General features: G+C 67.6%; 18 protein-coding genes. 9 read left to right on the top strand and 9 right to left on the bottom strand.

Annotated elements, in window-relative coordinates:
- Positions 1-239 precede the first annotated feature (239 nt).
- Genes OKW76_RS11155 through OKW76_RS11140 form a run of 4 tightly spaced genes read left to right on the top strand, consistent with a single transcriptional unit; the run spans position 240 to position 3,212 of the window.
- Positions 240-881 carry a PepSY-associated TM helix domain-containing protein gene (locus OKW76_RS11155; protein ID WP_265548964.1) on the top strand — a complete coding sequence of 214 codons (642 nt, stop codon included), beginning with the start codon at positions 240-242 and terminating at the stop codon, positions 879-881.
- A gap of 11 nt (positions 882-892) precedes the next feature.
- Positions 893-1,399 carry a DUF2271 domain-containing protein gene (locus OKW76_RS11150; RefSeq protein ID WP_265548963.1) on the top strand — a complete coding sequence of 169 codons (507 nt, stop codon included), beginning with the start codon at positions 893-895 and terminating at the stop codon, positions 1,397-1,399.
- A 32-nt stretch (positions 1,400-1,431) separates the two neighbouring features.
- A complete protein-coding gene (locus tag OKW76_RS11145; protein ID WP_265548962.1) occupies positions 1,432-2,241 on the top strand; it encodes a DUF4198 domain-containing protein in 810 nt (269 codons plus the stop codon).
- Between the two features lie 2 nt (positions 2,242-2,243).
- Entirely contained in the window at positions 2,244-3,212 is a 969-nt protein-coding gene (locus OKW76_RS11140; protein WP_265548961.1) for an FAD:protein FMN transferase, read from the top strand.
- A 135-nt stretch (positions 3,213-3,347) separates the two neighbouring features.
- Here the strand turns inward: OKW76_RS11140 and OKW76_RS11135 are convergent, their stop codons facing one another.
- Positions 3,348-4,160, bottom strand: a complete 813-nt coding sequence (locus OKW76_RS11135) for a ferredoxin--NADP reductase (protein ID WP_322740085.1) — start codon at positions 4,158-4,160, stop codon at positions 3,348-3,350.
- 190 nt (positions 4,161-4,350) lie between these two features.
- Entirely contained in the window at positions 4,351-5,007 is a 657-nt protein-coding gene (locus tag OKW76_RS11130; protein ID WP_265548960.1) for a TetR/AcrR family transcriptional regulator, read from the bottom strand.
- A 229-nt stretch (positions 5,008-5,236) separates the two neighbouring features.
- On the opposite strand from OKW76_RS11130, the gene OKW76_RS11125 reads away from it, so the two are divergent.
- A complete protein-coding gene (locus OKW76_RS11125; protein ID WP_265548959.1) occupies positions 5,237-6,988 on the top strand; it encodes a hypothetical protein in 1,752 nt (583 codons plus the stop codon).
- Here the strand turns inward: OKW76_RS11125 and OKW76_RS11120 are convergent.
- Complete coding sequence (locus OKW76_RS11120) at positions 6,985-7,821, bottom strand: alpha/beta hydrolase family protein (RefSeq protein ID WP_265548958.1); 837 nt, start codon at positions 7,819-7,821, stop codon at positions 6,985-6,987. The genes OKW76_RS11125 and OKW76_RS11120 overlap by 4 nt on opposite strands.
- Positions 7,822-7,845: 24 nt before the next feature.
- Positions 7,846-8,778: a right-handed parallel beta-helix repeat-containing protein gene (locus OKW76_RS11115; RefSeq protein ID WP_265548957.1), complete on the bottom strand. Its 933-nt coding sequence runs from the start codon at positions 8,776-8,778 to the stop codon at positions 7,846-7,848.
- 95 nt (positions 8,779-8,873) lie between these two features.
- Between OKW76_RS11115 and OKW76_RS11110 the strand changes: the two genes are divergently transcribed.
- The gene (locus OKW76_RS11110; protein ID WP_265548956.1) at positions 8,874-9,941 is read left to right on the top strand and encodes a serine hydrolase domain-containing protein; all 1,068 of its coding nucleotides are present in this window, start codon (positions 8,874-8,876) and stop codon (positions 9,939-9,941) included.
- Here OKW76_RS11110 and OKW76_RS11105 read toward each other — a convergent pair.
- From OKW76_RS11105 to OKW76_RS11095, 3 genes are all read right to left on the bottom strand, one after another.
- Positions 9,938-10,615 carry a spermidine synthase gene (locus OKW76_RS11105; RefSeq protein WP_265548955.1) on the bottom strand — a complete coding sequence of 226 codons (678 nt, stop codon included), beginning with the start codon at positions 10,613-10,615 and terminating at the stop codon, positions 9,938-9,940. The genes OKW76_RS11110 and OKW76_RS11105 overlap by 4 nt on opposite strands.
- Before the next feature lie 81 nt (positions 10,616-10,696).
- Positions 10,697-10,873 carry a hypothetical protein gene (locus OKW76_RS11100; protein ID WP_265548954.1) on the bottom strand — a complete coding sequence of 59 codons (177 nt, stop codon included), beginning with the start codon at positions 10,871-10,873 and terminating at the stop codon, positions 10,697-10,699.
- A 15-nt stretch (positions 10,874-10,888) separates the two neighbouring features.
- Positions 10,889-11,515, bottom strand: coding sequence for a LuxR C-terminal-related transcriptional regulator (locus tag OKW76_RS11095; protein ID WP_265548953.1), 627 nt, complete (start codon positions 11,513-11,515; stop codon positions 10,889-10,891).
- A 136-nt stretch (positions 11,516-11,651) separates the two neighbouring features.
- On the opposite strand from OKW76_RS11095, the gene OKW76_RS11090 reads away from it, so the two are divergent.
- Positions 11,652-12,881, top strand: coding sequence for an SAM-dependent methyltransferase (locus OKW76_RS11090; protein ID WP_265548952.1), 1,230 nt, complete (start codon positions 11,652-11,654; stop codon positions 12,879-12,881).
- Here the strand turns inward: OKW76_RS11090 and OKW76_RS11085 are convergent.
- Positions 12,878-13,273 carry a DUF1801 domain-containing protein gene (locus OKW76_RS11085; RefSeq protein ID WP_265548951.1) on the bottom strand — a complete coding sequence of 132 codons (396 nt, stop codon included), beginning with the start codon at positions 13,271-13,273 and terminating at the stop codon, positions 12,878-12,880. The two genes, OKW76_RS11090 and OKW76_RS11085, sit on opposite strands and share 4 nt — an antisense overlap.
- Positions 13,274-13,376: 103 nt before the next feature.
- Here OKW76_RS11085 and purE point away from each other — a divergent pair, with 103 nt between their 5' ends.
- Both purE and OKW76_RS11075 read left to right on the top strand, forming a co-directional pair.
- Entirely contained in the window at positions 13,377-13,862 is a 486-nt protein-coding gene (purE, locus tag OKW76_RS11080; RefSeq protein WP_265548950.1) for a 5-(carboxyamino)imidazole ribonucleotide mutase, read from the top strand.
- Complete coding sequence (locus OKW76_RS11075; protein ID WP_265548949.1) at positions 13,859-14,938, top strand: 5-(carboxyamino)imidazole ribonucleotide synthase; 1,080 nt, start codon at positions 13,859-13,861, stop codon at positions 14,936-14,938. The genes purE and OKW76_RS11075 overlap by 4 nt, the downstream gene beginning before the upstream one ends.
- 10 nt (positions 14,939-14,948) lie before the next feature.
- On the opposite strand, the gene OKW76_RS11070 is transcribed toward OKW76_RS11075, so the two are convergent.
- Positions 14,949-15,716 carry an exonuclease domain-containing protein gene (locus OKW76_RS11070; protein WP_265548948.1) on the bottom strand — a complete coding sequence of 256 codons (768 nt, stop codon included), beginning with the start codon at positions 15,714-15,716 and terminating at the stop codon, positions 14,949-14,951.
- Positions 15,717-15,754 lie beyond the last annotated feature (38 nt).

The following is a 15,754-nucleotide window of genomic DNA, read 5'->3' as shown; positions in this document are numbered from 1 at the left end:
CACCGCACCGAGTAGGGCAGAAACCCCGGCGTCTCCCCCGAGACGCCGGGGTTTTCTTTGCGCCGCCACGCCCCCACCGCCCCCCGCCCGCGATGTTGACAAACCCGCCCCGGCATCGCACTAGATGCGAATTGTTTGCATTAGCGGGTTAGGGGTTCAATGCCGCACGCGGGCTTCTCGATCACCGACCGTCGGCTGCGCCATTGCGCGCAGGCGCCCCTGCGCGACGCCTGACCCGAATGCATCAACTAACCACGATCCCGGCGCGTCCGCGCAAGCCCGCGCGCAAGGCGTTCTGGCTGAAACAGGCCTATCTCTGGCATTGGATCAGCTCGGCGGTCAGCCTGGTCGGGCTGTTGCTGTTCGCGATCACCGGCATCACGCTCAACCATGCGGGCGAGGTCGAATCGTCGCCCAAGGTCAGCACCGCCGCCGCCACCTTGCCCGCGCCTTTGCTGGCGCAGCTCTCCTCGTCTGACCAGACCGCGCGGCCGATCCCCAGCCCCGTCGCGCGCTGGATCGAGGACGAGATCGGCCTCGCCCCCAGCGCCAATGCCGAATGGAGCGACGGCGAAGTCTATGTCGCGCTGCCGCGTCCCGGCGGCGACGGCTGGGTGGCGATCGACAAGACGACCGGCGCGATCACCGCCGAAGTCACCGATCGCGGCTGGGTCTCGTGGCTCAACGACCTCCACAAGGGCCGCAACACCGGCGGCGCGTGGAAATGGTTCCTCGACATCTTCTCGGGCGCTTGCGTCGTCTTCGCGCTCACCGGCTTCGTGCTGCTCCAGATCCACGCCAAGAAACGCCCCAGCACCTGGCCGCTGGTCGTGCTCGGCCTCGCCATCCCCGCGATTCTCGCGCTTTTCTTCATCCATTGAGGACAATAATCATGCAGGTCCGCCACCAATTGCTGCTCACCGGCCTGCCGATGCTCGCGGTCGCCACCCCCGCGATCGCGCAGACCGCGCAGGTCCAGCTGACGCTGCCGCGGCTCAAGGTCGCCGAATATAACCGCCCCTATGTCGCGATCTGGCTCGAAAAGCCCGGCATGCCCGCGCGCACGCTGCAGATCTGGTATGATTTCGACATGGCCAAGAACGAGGGCACGAAGTGGCTCGGCGATGTCCGCAGCTGGTGGCGCGCCTCGGGCCGGACGATGCGCTTTCCCGCCGATGGCGTGACCGGCGCGACGCGCGCGCCGGGCAAGCACATGGTTCGCGTGCCCACCGGCCAGCTGGCGCCCGGCCAATATGTGCTGGCGATCGAGGCGGCGCGCGAGGTCGGCGGGCGCGAGGTCGTCCGCGTGCCCTTCAGCTGGCCGCCCAAGCCCGGCCAGACCTTTGCCGCATCGGGCAAGTCCGAACTGGGCGCGGTCGCGCTCGCCTTCACGCGCTGAACCTTACCGCGCCAATCAGGGGAAATATCGCCATGCTTCGCACCGCCATCGCCGTCACCGCGCTCGCGCTCGCCGCGGTTCCCGCCACGCTGCAGGCGCATCGCCTGTGGATGATGCCCTCGACCACGGTGATCTCGAGCGCCGACGGCTGGGTGACCTTCGACGCCGCCGCCTCGAACGACGTGTTCCACGCCGATCACCAACCGCTGCGCGTCGAACCCGCCGCCTTCGCCCCCGATGGCAGCGCGGCCAAGATCGAGAATTTCGCCACCGGGCGCTTCCGCAGCACCTTCGACCTGCATTTGACCCAGCCGGGCACCTGGAAGATCGCGATGCTGAACGACGGCGTCGGCGGCAGCTACAAGCTGGGCGGCGAGGAAAAGCGGCTGCCGCGCGGGACCACCGCCGACAAGCTGCCGGGCATCATCCCGGCGGGCGCGACCGACGTCAAGCTGATGCAGATCGAGGGGCGCAACGAAGTGTTCGTCACCTCGGGCGCGCCGACCGACGCCGTGCTGCGCCCAACCGGCAAGGGGCTCGAGCTGGTCGCCGACACGCATCCCAACGATGTGGTGAGCGGCGAGGATGCGGTGTTCGGCTTCACCGTCGACGGCAAGCCCGCCGCTGGGCTAGAAGTGCTCGTGGTCCGCGGCGGCAAGCGCTATCGCGACACGGTCGACGAACAGACGCTCAAGACCGACGCCGCGGGCAAGGTCCGCGTGTCGTTCGCCGAGCCCGGCATGTATTGGCTCAACGCCAGCGCGAGCGGCCAGAGCGCCACGATTCCGGGCGCCGCACGCCGGATGAGCTACACCACCACGCTGGAAGTGCTCGGCGCCTGACGATGCACGTCGCGCTGCCCGCGCTCGTCGCGCCCGAGGCGTTCGCCCGGCGCGACGCGGCGGCGCAGATCGCGCGGTTCGGCGGCGAGGCGATGGGGACGAGCTGGTCGGCGCGCGTCGTGGCACCGCCGCCGGGGCTCGAAGCCGCGCTGTGGCGCGCGATCGATACGGTGATCGAGTCGATGAGCCAGTGGCGGCCCGATTCGGCGCTCTCGGCGTTCAACCGCGCGCCGGTCGGCGAATGGTGTGCGCTGCCCGCCGATCTCGCCGAGGTGTTGGCTACCGCCGTCGCAATCGGGGACGCGAGCGATGGCGCGTTCGATCCGGCGTGCGGCGCGCTCGCCGACCTCTGGGGCTTCGGCCCACCGGGACCGCGCACCGGTCTCCCCACTCCGCGCGAGGTCGCCGATGCGCTGGCGCGTAGCGGCGCTCGGCATCTCGAGCTCGATGCGCACCGCGCGCGCCGCCATGCCCGAATCGCCCTCGACCTGTCGGGAATCGCCAAGGGCCATGCGGTCGACCGACTGGCGGCGGCGTGCCGCGCCGCGGGCGCGCACGACTTCCTGGTCGAGATCGGCGGCGAATGCGTCGGTGGCGGTATCCGCCCCGATGGCCAGCCCTGGTGGGTCGCGGTCGAAGCCCCGCCGGGCCTGCCCGCCAATCTGCGCATCGGGCTGCACGAGCTGGCTGTCGCAACCTCGGGCGATTATCGCCGCTTCATCGCGCAGGACGGCAGCCGCTTTGGCCACAGCATCGACCCGCGCACCGGCTGGCCGATCGACAACGGCATCGTCTCGGCGACGGTGATCGCCGCCGACTGCATGACTGCCGATGGCTGGGCGACCGCGCTGACAGTGCTGGGCGGCGAGGCCGCGATGGCGACGGCCGAGCGCCACGGCGTGGCAGCGCAACTGCGCGCGGGCGATGGCCGCGAATGGATCACCCCCGCCATGGCGGCGATGCTGTCCTGAACCACCGTTCGTGCTGAGTAGCTGTTGAGCCCGTCGAAGCAGCGTATCGAAGCACCCGCCCGCTTGAGGCACGTCCTTCGATACGGGTCTTCGCCTTCGCTCAGTCCCTACTCAGGACGAACGGAGCGCGAAAACTCACCCCACGAACGCCCGCTCGATCACGAAGTCCGCCGGCCGCGCGTTCGAGCCTTCCTCGAACCCCGCTTCCTCGAGCAGCTTGGCGAAGTCGGCGATCATCGCGGTGCTGCCGCACATCATCACCCGATCGGTTGCGCGATCGAACGCCGGCGGCCCCTCGATCGGCGCGGCGAACAGCGTGCCGTCCTCGATCAGCCCCTGGATTCGCTTGCTCGTGTGGAACGGCTCGCGCGTCACCGTCGGGATATAATGCAACTGCGTCTGCGCCTGTTCGCCCACCAGCGGATCGTCGGCCAGCTTGCCCGACAATTCCTCGTGGAACGCCAGATCGCTCACGCGGCGCACCGAATGGACCAGCACGATCTGTTCGAACCGCTCATAGGTGTCGGGGTCGCGCAGCAGGCTGAGGAACGGCGCGAGGCCGGTGCCGGTCGACAGCAGGAACAGCCGCTTGCCCGGGGTCAGCGCATCGGTGACCAGCGTGCCGGTCGGCTTGCGCCCCATATACAATTCATCGCCCGCGACGACATTCTGCAGCCGCGAGGTCAGCGGGCCGTCCTCGACCTTGATCGACAGGAACTCGATCTCGTCATGATAGGCGGCGCTCGAAATCGAATAGGCGCGCATCAGCGGCTTGCCGTCGCCCATCAGCCCAAGCATCACGAACTCGCCCGAACGGAAGCGGAAGCTCGGCGGGCGATCGACCGCCAGGCTGAACAGATGCTCGTTCCAGTGGCGCACCCATTTCACCTCGACGGTGTCGAAGGCGGCGTGCGGCGGCTGGGTCAGCTTCGGGCGGGGGGCGTGCAAGGGACAGTCTCCGGTAGCGCCAGGCGGCGCGGCTTGTCGGCGGTCGTTACCGACCTGCGGCGAATCGATCAACGCCGACGCGTGAAGGGTGTGATGGTGGCGGTGGCATAGCCGGCGCGCGCGCGCGCGTCGCGCCAGCTAATCTATGGCGCAGCCAAGCAGCCGTTGAGGCCGCGGCTGGAAAGCCGGGTCAGTGCGCGGGGGTTTCGAGCCCGGTGACGATCATCTCGGCATAGGTGCGGCCGATCTGTTCGGCGCTCGCCGCGCTCTGGTCGGGGCGGTACCAGCGATGCGTCCACCCGAGCACCCCGAGCACGCCATAGGCGACGATGTCCGACGGGCCGACATTGCGGAAGCTGCCATCGGCATAGCCTTCCTCGATGATCGCGATCACCATGTCGGTAGTCTTGCGGTTCACCCGGCCCATGTCCTTCGCCCATTGCGCGCGCTGGTGCCCGACATCGCTCATATTCTCGCGGATGAAGATGTAGAATAAAGGGTAATGCTCGCCATAGGATGCCATCAACAGCATCACCAGGTCGCGAAGCTTGGCGCGCGGCGCGAGCGCGCTCTGCTCGATCTGCTGCGCGATCTCGTAATTGCGCTCGACCGCGGCGCGCACGACGTCGTCGAACAGCGCTTCCTTCGACGAGACGTAATAATAGAGCGAGGCGCGATCGACCCCCATTTCGTCGGCGACCGCGGTCATGCTCGCGCGATCATAGCCCAGCCGATGGAAGACGCGTATCGCCGCCTGGCCGATCTCCTCACGCTTCGCCTTGTAACCGGCACTCGATTCCTCGCTCGCCGCCAATCTGCGCCGGCCGATTCCGCTATAGGCTGTCATCGGACGCGCACCCCCATGCCACAGATATCCAGGACAATATTCAAGGCTCTTCTTGGAGAGGGGTCAAGGTAATCAATTACGTGATTGCTGTCTATTTGCGCCAATCTGGCGCGATGGAGCGTGATGTTTCGGATTGGTGACGACCGGTTCATGTCGATTGCAACGGTCGAGCACGCCACCGGACCTCGCAAGCTATCGAAATTTAAGTGTTGTGCGATAGGCACGTGCGATGGCCGGCCTGTACCTCACCCGCAATGCACAGCACGGCGCCGCCGCGACGAGGCTCGATGCCGCGCGCACGCAATATGCGCGGCACGGTTTCGATGCGCCGACCGCGCTGGCGGTGCCCGGCTGGGACATCCTCCATTTCGATTACATCGTCGGCGGCCCGGCGACTCTGCATGTCGAGAGCGACGATTTCATCGCGGTTGCGGGTACGCTCACCTTCGATTCGGCGATCGGCGCGCCGGCGCTCAAGGCCCTGCTCGCCAGCTTCGACACCACCCCCGATTGGCAGCGAATTGGCGGCCAGTTCACCGCATTGGTCCACAAAAGCGGCCGCAGCGTCGTCTTCGGCGACTGGTTCGCCGCGCACCAGCTACATCACGATACCGACCGCAGCTTCTTTTCGACCTCGCTGCTCGCCGCCGCGCGCTCGATGCCCGGGCTGCGCTTCGATCCTCAGGGCGTCTATGAATTCGCCTTCAACGTCGTGCCGGTCGGCGACGACACCGTATTCGAAGGGCTCAAGACACTCGGCGCGCGCGAGATGGTCGAACTGACGCGCGAGGGCACCCACACCCACCCGCTCGAGAAGCGCCTGCCCGATACCGCCAGCGACCTGCCGTTGCCCGACCGAATCGCGTCGCACCGCCAGCGGCTTGCCCAAGTGGTCACCGCGCACGCCCAACCCTTTGGCGATCGCATCTTTTGCCCGCTGTCGGGGGGGCTCGATTCGCGGCTGCTGCTGGCGGCGCTGCGCGAGGCGGGCCACGCCCCGCACGTCTATGTCTATGGCGACCGCGACGAGGACGACGTCGTCTTCGCCCAAGCGATCGGCGACGCGATGGGGTTCGCGGTCGACTGGGTCGACAAGGACGGCGCGCTATCGGTGACCCCCGATGGCTTTACCGAGCAGGTGGCGCGCAACTTCGACCAGTTCGATGCGCTGCCGACCTTCGGCAATATCTTCGACAATGGCGGCGCGGCCTGGGCGCGCGACAAGCGCCATGCCGGCGGCGCGCTGGCGGCATCGGGCGGCTGCGGCGAGATCTGGCGCGACTTCTTCTTCCTCGCCGACCGCCCCGCCTCGGCCCGCACTGTCGCGCGTACCTTCTTCGCGCGCTTCGACGCCCGCGACGCGACCGCGCGGTTCGATCCGCGCGCCTTCATGGGCGCGATCGAGCGCAAGATCGCCGACGCGCTCGGCGTCGCCAGCCCCACCGCGCTGCTGTCGCGCCAATGGATTGAGCAAGCCTATCCGCGGGTGCGCTGCCGGTCGCTGTTCGGGCGCGAGATCAGCCTCGAATCGCGTTACGGCGCGTACATGATGCCGTTCCTCGATCACCAATTGGTCGCCGAAGCGATGGCGCTGCCGATGGCGCTCAAACAAGCTGGCCGGTTCGAGGCGCAGTTGCTCGCCGCGATCGATCCCGCGCTTGCCGCCCAACCCTCGGCCTATGGCCACCGCTTCACCGAGCCGCCCGGGCGCAGCCACCGCTTCAGCGAATGGTCGTCGCGCATCCGCCCCACCTGGGTGCGCCAGCACAGCTATGCGCTGCAACGCCGGCTGCGGCCGATGGGCGACGAACATGGCGGGCTGCTGACCCCCGATTACATGGCGCGGGTGATCGACCTCGACTTCCCCGCGATGCGCGCCTTCTTCAACATCGACCGGGTGACCGACACCGCGCTATGGCGCAGGATCGCGGCGCTGGAATATCTGGCGGCAGCGCTCGGGGTGGCGACCGACGCCGCCTAGCCGCCAGCGGGTCGCGCATGCGTGGCCAGAAAGCGAGTCACCGCCGCCCGCGCCGCAGGATCGTCCAGCGCGCTGCCATGCCCGCCGGGTACGCTGACAAAGGTCACATCGACCTTTTTTGCGCGCAGGTCTGCGGCAAAATCGCGCATGATCGGGGCGGCGACGATCCTGTCATCGGCGGACGACACCAGCAGGATCGGCGCGCCACTCGCGATCGCATATTCGGCATATTCGAACCGGGCGAGGACGGGATCGACGCGCAGCCGCACAAAGGGCCGGACAAGTGCAGGCACGAAACCGCGACCGATGCGCGGAATGTCGGCTGCGCTCCCTTCGATGATCAGCCCGTCAAAGCCGCCATTGCGGACCATCGCCGCCGCCTGCGATCCGCCAAAGGACAGGCCATAGGCGAACAGCCCCGCCCGCCCGATCCAGCCGCGTGCGCGCAGCGCCTCGAGCAACGCCGGACCGGTCGCCAGCGAAGCGTCGATCGTCGGCGGCACGGTGGTGCCACCACGGCCGGGATAGTCATACAGGATGATGTCGGTCTTGGCCGCGTCGGCCAGCGCCGCCGCCATCTGGCTCTGCCCGGCCACGAAACTGCCATTGCCGCCGCTATAGATCAGCGTCGCCTCGCTCGCGGGGTTGTCCAGCCGGACGACATGCACCGTCCCCACCGATGGCAGGACGATCATCGCTTCTTCCATCGTATAGCCCGGCGGCGCGGTGAGCGCGGCAGCGGGGGCTGGCATGGTTTGGGGGAAGAAACTGTCCTGGTTGATCGCCACGGTACAGCCGCCCAGCGCGAACGACAGGGCAAACAGCGTTGGCATGGGACCCTTCACTCGATTGCCCCCTTATTGCCGCGCATATTCGGTCATCCGACCGCTCAGCATATTACCGCGCAACACCAGCTTGTCGCCCGACCAGTTGCGCACCAGCACCGTATCGTTCCGGAACCCCGGCACCGTCGATGCGCGGTTATTCTCCACCACCAGCCCTGCCGAGGCGTTGTCCGCCCCCTCGGGCGCGACGGTGATCATCGTCGTCCAATTGTCCTTGCCAGTGCCTTGCACGAAGCTGTTGTCGGCGATCCGCCCGGTCGCGCCGTTCGACAGGTCGATCATGTAGTTGGTCGCCTGCCCCTTGCTGTCGTCGAAGCTGTTGTCGACGATCTCCACGCGCGGGGCGCGGTTCTTCACATAATGGCCGCCGGTGCCCTGTTCGAAGCGCGATCGCGTCACCTTCAGCGCGCCATAGTCGCCGATATACAGCGCGTGCGCACCCGAACCGTCGGGATGCTTGCCCAGCCGCGCGAAGGTCGATTTGTCGATGCTGATCGTCGATTGCGGATCGCTCGCCGAGAGGATGCCGCACTGGCCGTCGACGAACATCGAATTGACGACCTCGAGGTCGCCCTTCTCGATGCGGATGCCAGCGCCATTGCCGTCGTCGACGAAGGTGCGGGTGAAGACGATGCCGTCGACCTTGCTGCCGCGCCCGCGCAGCACGAAGGTCGCCTTATCCTCGCAGATCGCCGAATCGAACACCACGCTGCCCGGCGTCGTCGCGACGAAGCTGATCCGCCCCGCCTCCTGCACCGCGCAGTCGCGATAGCGCCCCGGCGCGATCCGGATCGTGCCGGTGCCGTCGCCGATCGCCTGCACCGCATCATATAGATTGCCGAAGCTCCGGCCCTGTTCGACGACGGTGAACGGCCCCTCGCCCTGCGGAAAGGCGGGCGCGGCGAGCAAGCTGGTGGCGGCTAGGAATGCGAGGATGCGCATCATCGGCCCTTTCGTGAATGCGGATGCTCCGACCTGCCACGCACGAAAAACCGCGGCCATGCCTTACCTCTCGGGCGTTTCGACCCATATCGGGATTCATGTCGTTGCGTATCGCTCTCCTCTCGCTGCCGCTGGTAGCCTGTTCGCCCGCCCCTTCGGCCCCTGCCGAGCAGGAGGCCCCCGCCACCACCGCCGCGGCGCCGTCGCCGCGCACCACCGGGCTCGACCCGGCGTTGCTGGCGCAGACCGTCGCCGCCGCGCAGCGGCTGCCGCGAATCCGATCGCTGCTGGTGCTGCGCGATGGCGAGACGCTTGCCGAGCACCGCTTCAACGGCGGCCCGCCGCTCGATCGCGCGGTGAACATCAAATCGGCGTCGAAGACCATCCTGTCGGCGCTCGCCGGGATCGCGATCGACAAGGGGGTGCTCAAGGGCGCCGACCAGCCGATCCTGCCGCTGCTGCGCGCCGATGCCCCCGCCAATCCCGATTCGCGGCTGGCGCAAGTGACGGTCGATCATTTGCTGTCGATGCGCGCAGGGCTCGATCGCACCTCGGGACCGAATTACGGGGCTTGGGTCGCGAGCCCCAATTGGGTCCGCTACGCGCTCGGGCGCCGCTTCGTCGACGAGCCCGGCGGCGGCATGCTCTATTCGACCGGCAGCTCGCATCTGCTGTCGGCCGCGCTCACGCGCGCCTCGGGCCGGAGCACGCACCAGCTCGCGACGCAATGGCTCGGCGAGCCGCTCGGCATCGCCATCCCGCAATGGCCGCGCGACGCGCAAGGGGTGTATTTCGGCGGCAACGACATGCTGCTCAGCCCGCGCGCATTGGCGCGCTTCGGCGAGATGTACCGCAATGGCGGCCGCGTCGGCGCGACGCAAGTGGTGCCCGCCGCCTGGATCGACGCCAGTTGGCAGCCGCGCGCGACCTCGCCCTGGAGCGGCAACGGCTATGGCTATGGCTGGTTCGTCGAGGAGGTGCGCGGCCATCCGGTGCGCTTCGCCTGGGGCTATGGCGGGCAGATGCTGTACGTGCTGCCCAGCCTAGGTCTCACCGTGGTGATGACCTCGGATCCGTCCCCGCAGCCGCGCGACGATCATGTCGATTCGCTCCACGGCCTGCTTGCAGAGGGGATCATCCCCGCGGCGATACGCGGCGCGGGCTAGGCCTCAGGCCGCCGCGCGAACCAGATGACATGGCGCGCCCCCTTGCCGTTGCTGCGCGCGCGCACGACGACCTCGTCGACCGCCAGATCGCCCTCGCGCAGCCGCCGCGCGAACGGCGCATCGGGCGCCGCCGACCACACCGCCAGCACCCCGCCAGGCTTCAGCGCCCGCCGCGCCGCCGCGATCCCGCGCGACGAATAGAGCCGGTCATTGCCCAGCCGGGTGAGCCCGTCGGGGCCGTTGTCGACGTCGAGCAGGATCGCGTCATACTCCGCGCGCGCCTTGTCGATCGATACCGCGACATCCTCGAACACTACCGACACACGCGCGTCGTCGAGGCAGCCGGCGGTCAGCGCGGCCATCGGGCCCTTCGCCCATGCGACGATCTCGGGCACCAGTTCGGCGACGACCAGCTCGGCATCGCCCGGCAGCACCGCGAGCGCCGATCGCAGCGTGAACCCCATGCCATAGCCGCCGATCAGGATGCGCAGCGTTTTGCGCTCCGCCAGCCGCTCGCAGGTCATCGTCGCCAGCGCTTCCTCCGAGCCGCTCATCCGGCTGTTCATCAGCTCGTTGCGCTGCAGGACGATCATGAAATCGTCGCCGCGCCGGAACAGCTTGAGTTCTTCGCCGTCTGGCACCTGCGCGGTGCCGATCAATTCGCGGGGGATCAAATCGGGGTGGCTTCCACTATTGGGGGCGGGATCGCGTGGGGGCCGCATAAGCGAAAAGCCCGCGACGCGACAAGCCGGGCGTCACGGCTTGGGCAACGGTCGCCATTTGCCCTTGGTCCGGCTGGTCAGATGGAAAAGGTCGCACCGATCGCAGCGATAGGGCAACAGCGGCAATCCGATCGCCAGCGCGTGATCGGCAGCCTCGCGCGCCGAACCGAACCGCCTCTTGCCGGCGCAGACGCTGGCCTTCGTCCGCACCGGCGGACCCTGCGGCTAAAGCCCCGCTTCGACCGCGACGCGCACCATTTCGGCGGTGCGGTGGATGCCCAGCCGCTCCATCACGATCGCGCGGTGCATCTTCACCGTCTTTTCCGACAGCCCCAGGATACCGGCAATCTGCTTGTTGAGCAGACCCTTGGCGACCATTTCGAGCACCTGCCGCTGGCGTTCGGACAGGGCCTTGACCGTTTCGGCGGCCTTGATCCGGCGGCTGTTCGACGGCCCCGTCGCCCCTTCGGGGATTTCGACCTGCGAGCCGAGGAAATACAACAGCTCGTCGGTCTCGTCATAGATTGGCGCGACCAGCACGGCGTTGCGAAACGGCGTGCCATCGGCCTTATAGTTCAGGATCTCGACCAATGTGGGGCGATGCTCGCGCACCCCGTTGCGGATTTCATCGCTCAGCCAGGGTTCGGTCCCCGGTCCCGACAGAAAACGGCAGTTGCGGCCGACGACTTGTTCGCGCGGATAGCCGGTGAGGTGGCAAAAGGCATCGTTGCACGCGACGATCGGATTGTCGGGCAACCGCGGGTTGCTGATGACCGACGCGATCGGACTATTTTCGATCAAGCCTTCGAAACTAGCTTCGAGCCGGGGAGCATTCGGAGAGATCGTAGCCATTAGCATCAACATAGTGTGCAAGGGCGCTTCGATCCAGCCCAACCAGCGTACCGAGGCTTCTTTCCGGCAATATTGTATCGTTCGGGGCTGCGTCTCGGGCGTTTGCATCGCGGTTATAATCGGTTAGCAGACCGCCATGGCCCTGATCGACCGCTTCCTGACGCGTGCCATTCAGCGTGGCGAGCTGACCGTAACCTTTCCCGGGGGCCGAACCGCCACCTACGGCACCCCCGATCCGGCGATGAAGCCGGTGTCGATCCGCTTCAGCGATGGCCGTGCGCTGCGCCAGCTACTCGCCGACCCGTCGCTGGGTTCGGCCGAAGCGTTCATGGACGGGCGGTTGCTGATCGAGCACGGCGACATCCGCGATTTCCTCGCGATCGCGACCGCCAACAATCGCTGGGAGGAAGGCCGCGGGACGCTCGACGCCAGCGCGTTCCGCCGCCATTTCGACAATGTCCGGTTCCGGATCGATCGCGTGAACATGGCCCGGCGATCGAAGCGCAACGTCGCGCATCACTATGATCTTAGTGACAAATTATACGATTTGTTCCTTGATGCCGACCGGCAATATAGCTGCGCTTATTATACCGATCGGTCGAATACCCTTGAACAGGCGCAGGACGACAAGAAGGCGCATATCGCCGCCAAGCTCGCGATCGAGCCCGGGATGCGCGTGCTCGACATCGGCTGCGGCTGGGGCGGCATGGCGCTGTATCTCCACGCCAAGACCGGGGCCGAGGTGCTGGGCGTCACCCTCTCCGAGGAGCAGCTCAAGGTCGCGCGCCGGCGCGCCGAGGAAGCAGGCGTTTCGGCGAAGGTGAAGTTCGAGCTGATCGACTATCGCGACGTCACCGGCCAATTCGACCGGATCGTCTCGGTCGGCATGTTCGAACATGTCGGCCCCGCGCATTACCGCGTCTTCATGCGCAAATGCCGCGAATTGCTCACCCCCACCGGCGTGATGCTGCTCCACACGATCGGCCGCGCGGGCGGCCCCGGCGTCACCGACGCCTTCACCGCCAAATATATCTTCCCCGGCGGCTATATCCCCGCGCTGTCCGAGATCGTCCGCGCCAATGAAGGTCTTCGGATGTTCGTCACCGATGTCGAGGTGCTGCGCCGCCATTATGGCTACACGCTGGCGGAGTGGTATGACCGCGTCACCGCCGCCAAGGACGCGATCGTCGCAATGTACGACGAGCGCTTCTACCGCATGTGGACCTATTATCTCGCGGGCAGCCAGGTGAGCTTCGACCATGGCGGCTTGGTCAATTACCAGCTCCAGTTCGCGCGCGACCGCGATGCGCTGCCGCTCACCCGCGATTACATCGGCGAGCGCGAACAGGCGCTGCGCGCGCTTTAATCGGGCCAGCGCGCCGCGGTCGCCGCGAGCGACGCGCGCAGCAGCGCATCGAGCACCGCCCGATCGAGGTCGTCCAACCGCTTCACATAGATGCACGCCTTGCCCGATCGGTGCCGGCCAAGCCGCGCCAGCAACGCCTCGCGCTCGGGAAAATCCTCGGCGAGGTAGAGCACCGTCTCGGTCTTGCGCGGTGCGAAGCCGATCCGGCAGCTTTCGCCTTCGCGCCCGCTGTCATAACGATAATGATACCGCCCGAAGCCGATGATCGACCCGGTGAGCACCGCCGCTGGCTCGCCCGACGCCTGCGTCATCGCCTCGCACAGCGCCAGCGCATCGGCGCGCCGCCCCGGATCGGCCACCGCCGCAATCACCGCCTCGACCGCTGAGTCCATCACTGCGCTCCTTCGCCGCATGAGATGTGCAGCATCTCATGCCATTGCCCCGTCTCCAACCCCCCGCTAGGAACGAGCGCTTCCCTGAACCGGTGGATCGAATATGGCGCAAGCACCCCTTGTCGGGATCATCATGGGCAGCACTTCGGACTGGGAGACGATGCGCGCCGCCGCCGACATGCTCGATAGGCTCGGCGTGCCCTATGAGACGCGTGTCGTGTCGGCGCACCGGACCCCGCAGCGGCTCCACGATTATGCCGAAAGCGCCGCGACCCGCGGGCTCAAGGTCGTCGTCGCGGGCGCGGGCGGCGCGGCGCATTTGCCCGGCATGGTTGCGGCGATGACGCATCTGCCGGTGCTCGGCGTGCCGGTGCAGTCGAAGGCGCTGAGCGGCATGGATAGCCTGCTCTCGATCGTCCAGATGCCCGCGGGCGTCCCCGTCGGCACGCTCGCGATCGGCGCGGCTGGCGCGACCAATGCCGGGCTGATGGCCGCATCGATCCTCGCGCTGGAGGACGCCGAATTGCGCAACCGCCTGGTCGCCTGGCGAGCCGAGCAAACCGACCGCGTTCCCGAGGTACCAGCATGAACGACACCCCCGCCGCCCTGCCCCCCGGCTCGACGATCGGCATCCTCGGCAGCGGCCAGCTCGGGCGGATGCTCGCGATCGCCGCGGCGCAGCTCGGCTATCGCTGCCACATCTACGCCCCCGTCACCGGCCCCGCCAACGACGTCGCCGCCGCCTTCACCCGCGGCGCCTATGACGATGCCGCCGCGCTTGGTGCGTTCGCGAGCGTGGTCGATGTCGTCACCTATGAATTCGAGAATGTCACCGCCGACGCGCTCGCCGACCTCGCCGATCGCGTCGCGGTGCGTCCCTCGATCGCGGCATTGGTGACCGCGCAAGATCGGGTCGCCGAAAAGCGCTTCGTCGAGCAGCTCGGCGGTCGCCCCGCCCCCTGGGCCCCCGTCGCCGATCGCGACGCACTCGATGCCGCGATCGCGCAGGTCGGCACGCCGGCGGTGCTCAAGACGACGCGCTTCGGCTATGACGGCAAGGGACAGGCGCGGATCGCCACCCCCGAAGATGCCGATGCCGCCTGGGAAGCGATCGGCGGCGGGCCGGCCGTGCTCGAGGCGTTCGTCGATTTCACCCACGAATTCTCGATCCTGCTCGTCCGCGGTCTCGACGGCGAGACCACCAGCTACGCGCCGCCGCACAATGTCCACCACGACGGGATCCTTGCCACCTCGACGCTCCCCGCCCCGCCCGAAGTCGCCGCGCAATGGACCGAAGCCGCCGCGCTTGCCGGCCGCGTGGCCGAAGCGCTCGATCATGTCGGCGTGCTCGCGATCGAATTCTTCGTCGGCGCCGATGGCCCGGTGTTCAACGAAATGGCGCCGCGCGTCCACAACAGCGGCCATTGGACGATCGAAGGCGCCGAAACCTCGCAATTCGAAAACCATATCCGCGCGATCTGCGGCTTGCCCTTGGGGCCGACGGTCCTGACGGGCACCAGCGTCGAAATGCTCAACCTGATCGGCGACGACGCCGCCGGCGCCGCGCGCTTCCTGTCGGTTCCCGGCGCGCATGTGCATCTCTATGGCAAGCATGAGAGCCGCCCCGGTCGCAAGATGGGGCATGTCACGCGGGTGATCCGCTAGACCAGCAAGGCTAGATCAGCAGCCAGTCGCTCGCGTCACGCCGGCCCACCGACCCGCCTTCGCTGCGCCGGGCAAGCTCGGTCTCGGCGGTGAAGCGGACATCCTCGTCGCGGTCGCCGAGGAATTTCTGGAGCGATTCATCCTCGATCTCGGACCATTCCTTGCCGCGATCGGGGCCATAGCGCACCCGCGGCAACAGCCCCGGCAGCCGCGACCATTCGAGCAACTGCGCCAGCGACGCCTCGTTGAGCATGTCGCGCAGATGGAACGCGGTGACATAGGCGTCGGGAAAGGCGCGGTGGATCGGCAGCCCGCGCGCATGGTCGATCCCCACCGGCTTGCGCCAATAGCGCAGCACCTGGTTCGAAAAGCTCGGCGAATCGGGCCATAGCCGCATCGCGCATTTCCAGGTGCAGATCCAATCGGCCGATCGGGTGAGCGGCGGGGTACAATATTGCTCCTCGAAGCTCGCGCGATGCGCCGCCAGCGCCACCCGGCGCGGCCAGGGATCGAGCGCCTGGCGCGCGACATCGTGCCAATAGGGCGCATCGGCGACCTGTTCGTCGAGGATGTGGTGGATCGCCTGGGTGATCGGCGGGATCGGCCGGCCGGGGTTCACCAGCGTCGATCCACCCTCGCCATACAGCTCCCAGCGACCATCGGCGCCGAGCGCGACGTCCTGCCAGCCGATCTCGCACACCGCGTGCGCGGGCGGCGCATTGCCGGTGGTCTCTAGGTCGATGACTCGAATGATCTGCGGCTTGGGGGGCGGAGGCATGAGCGACATGTGGGGGCAAGCCGCGGCGAAGGCCAGCC

It is taken from the genome of Sphingomonas sp. S1-29, assembly GCF_026167545.1.
Lineage (GTDB): Bacteria > Pseudomonadota > Alphaproteobacteria > Sphingomonadales > Sphingomonadaceae > Sphingomonas.
This window is presented reverse-complemented; position numbering and strand designations above follow the sequence as displayed.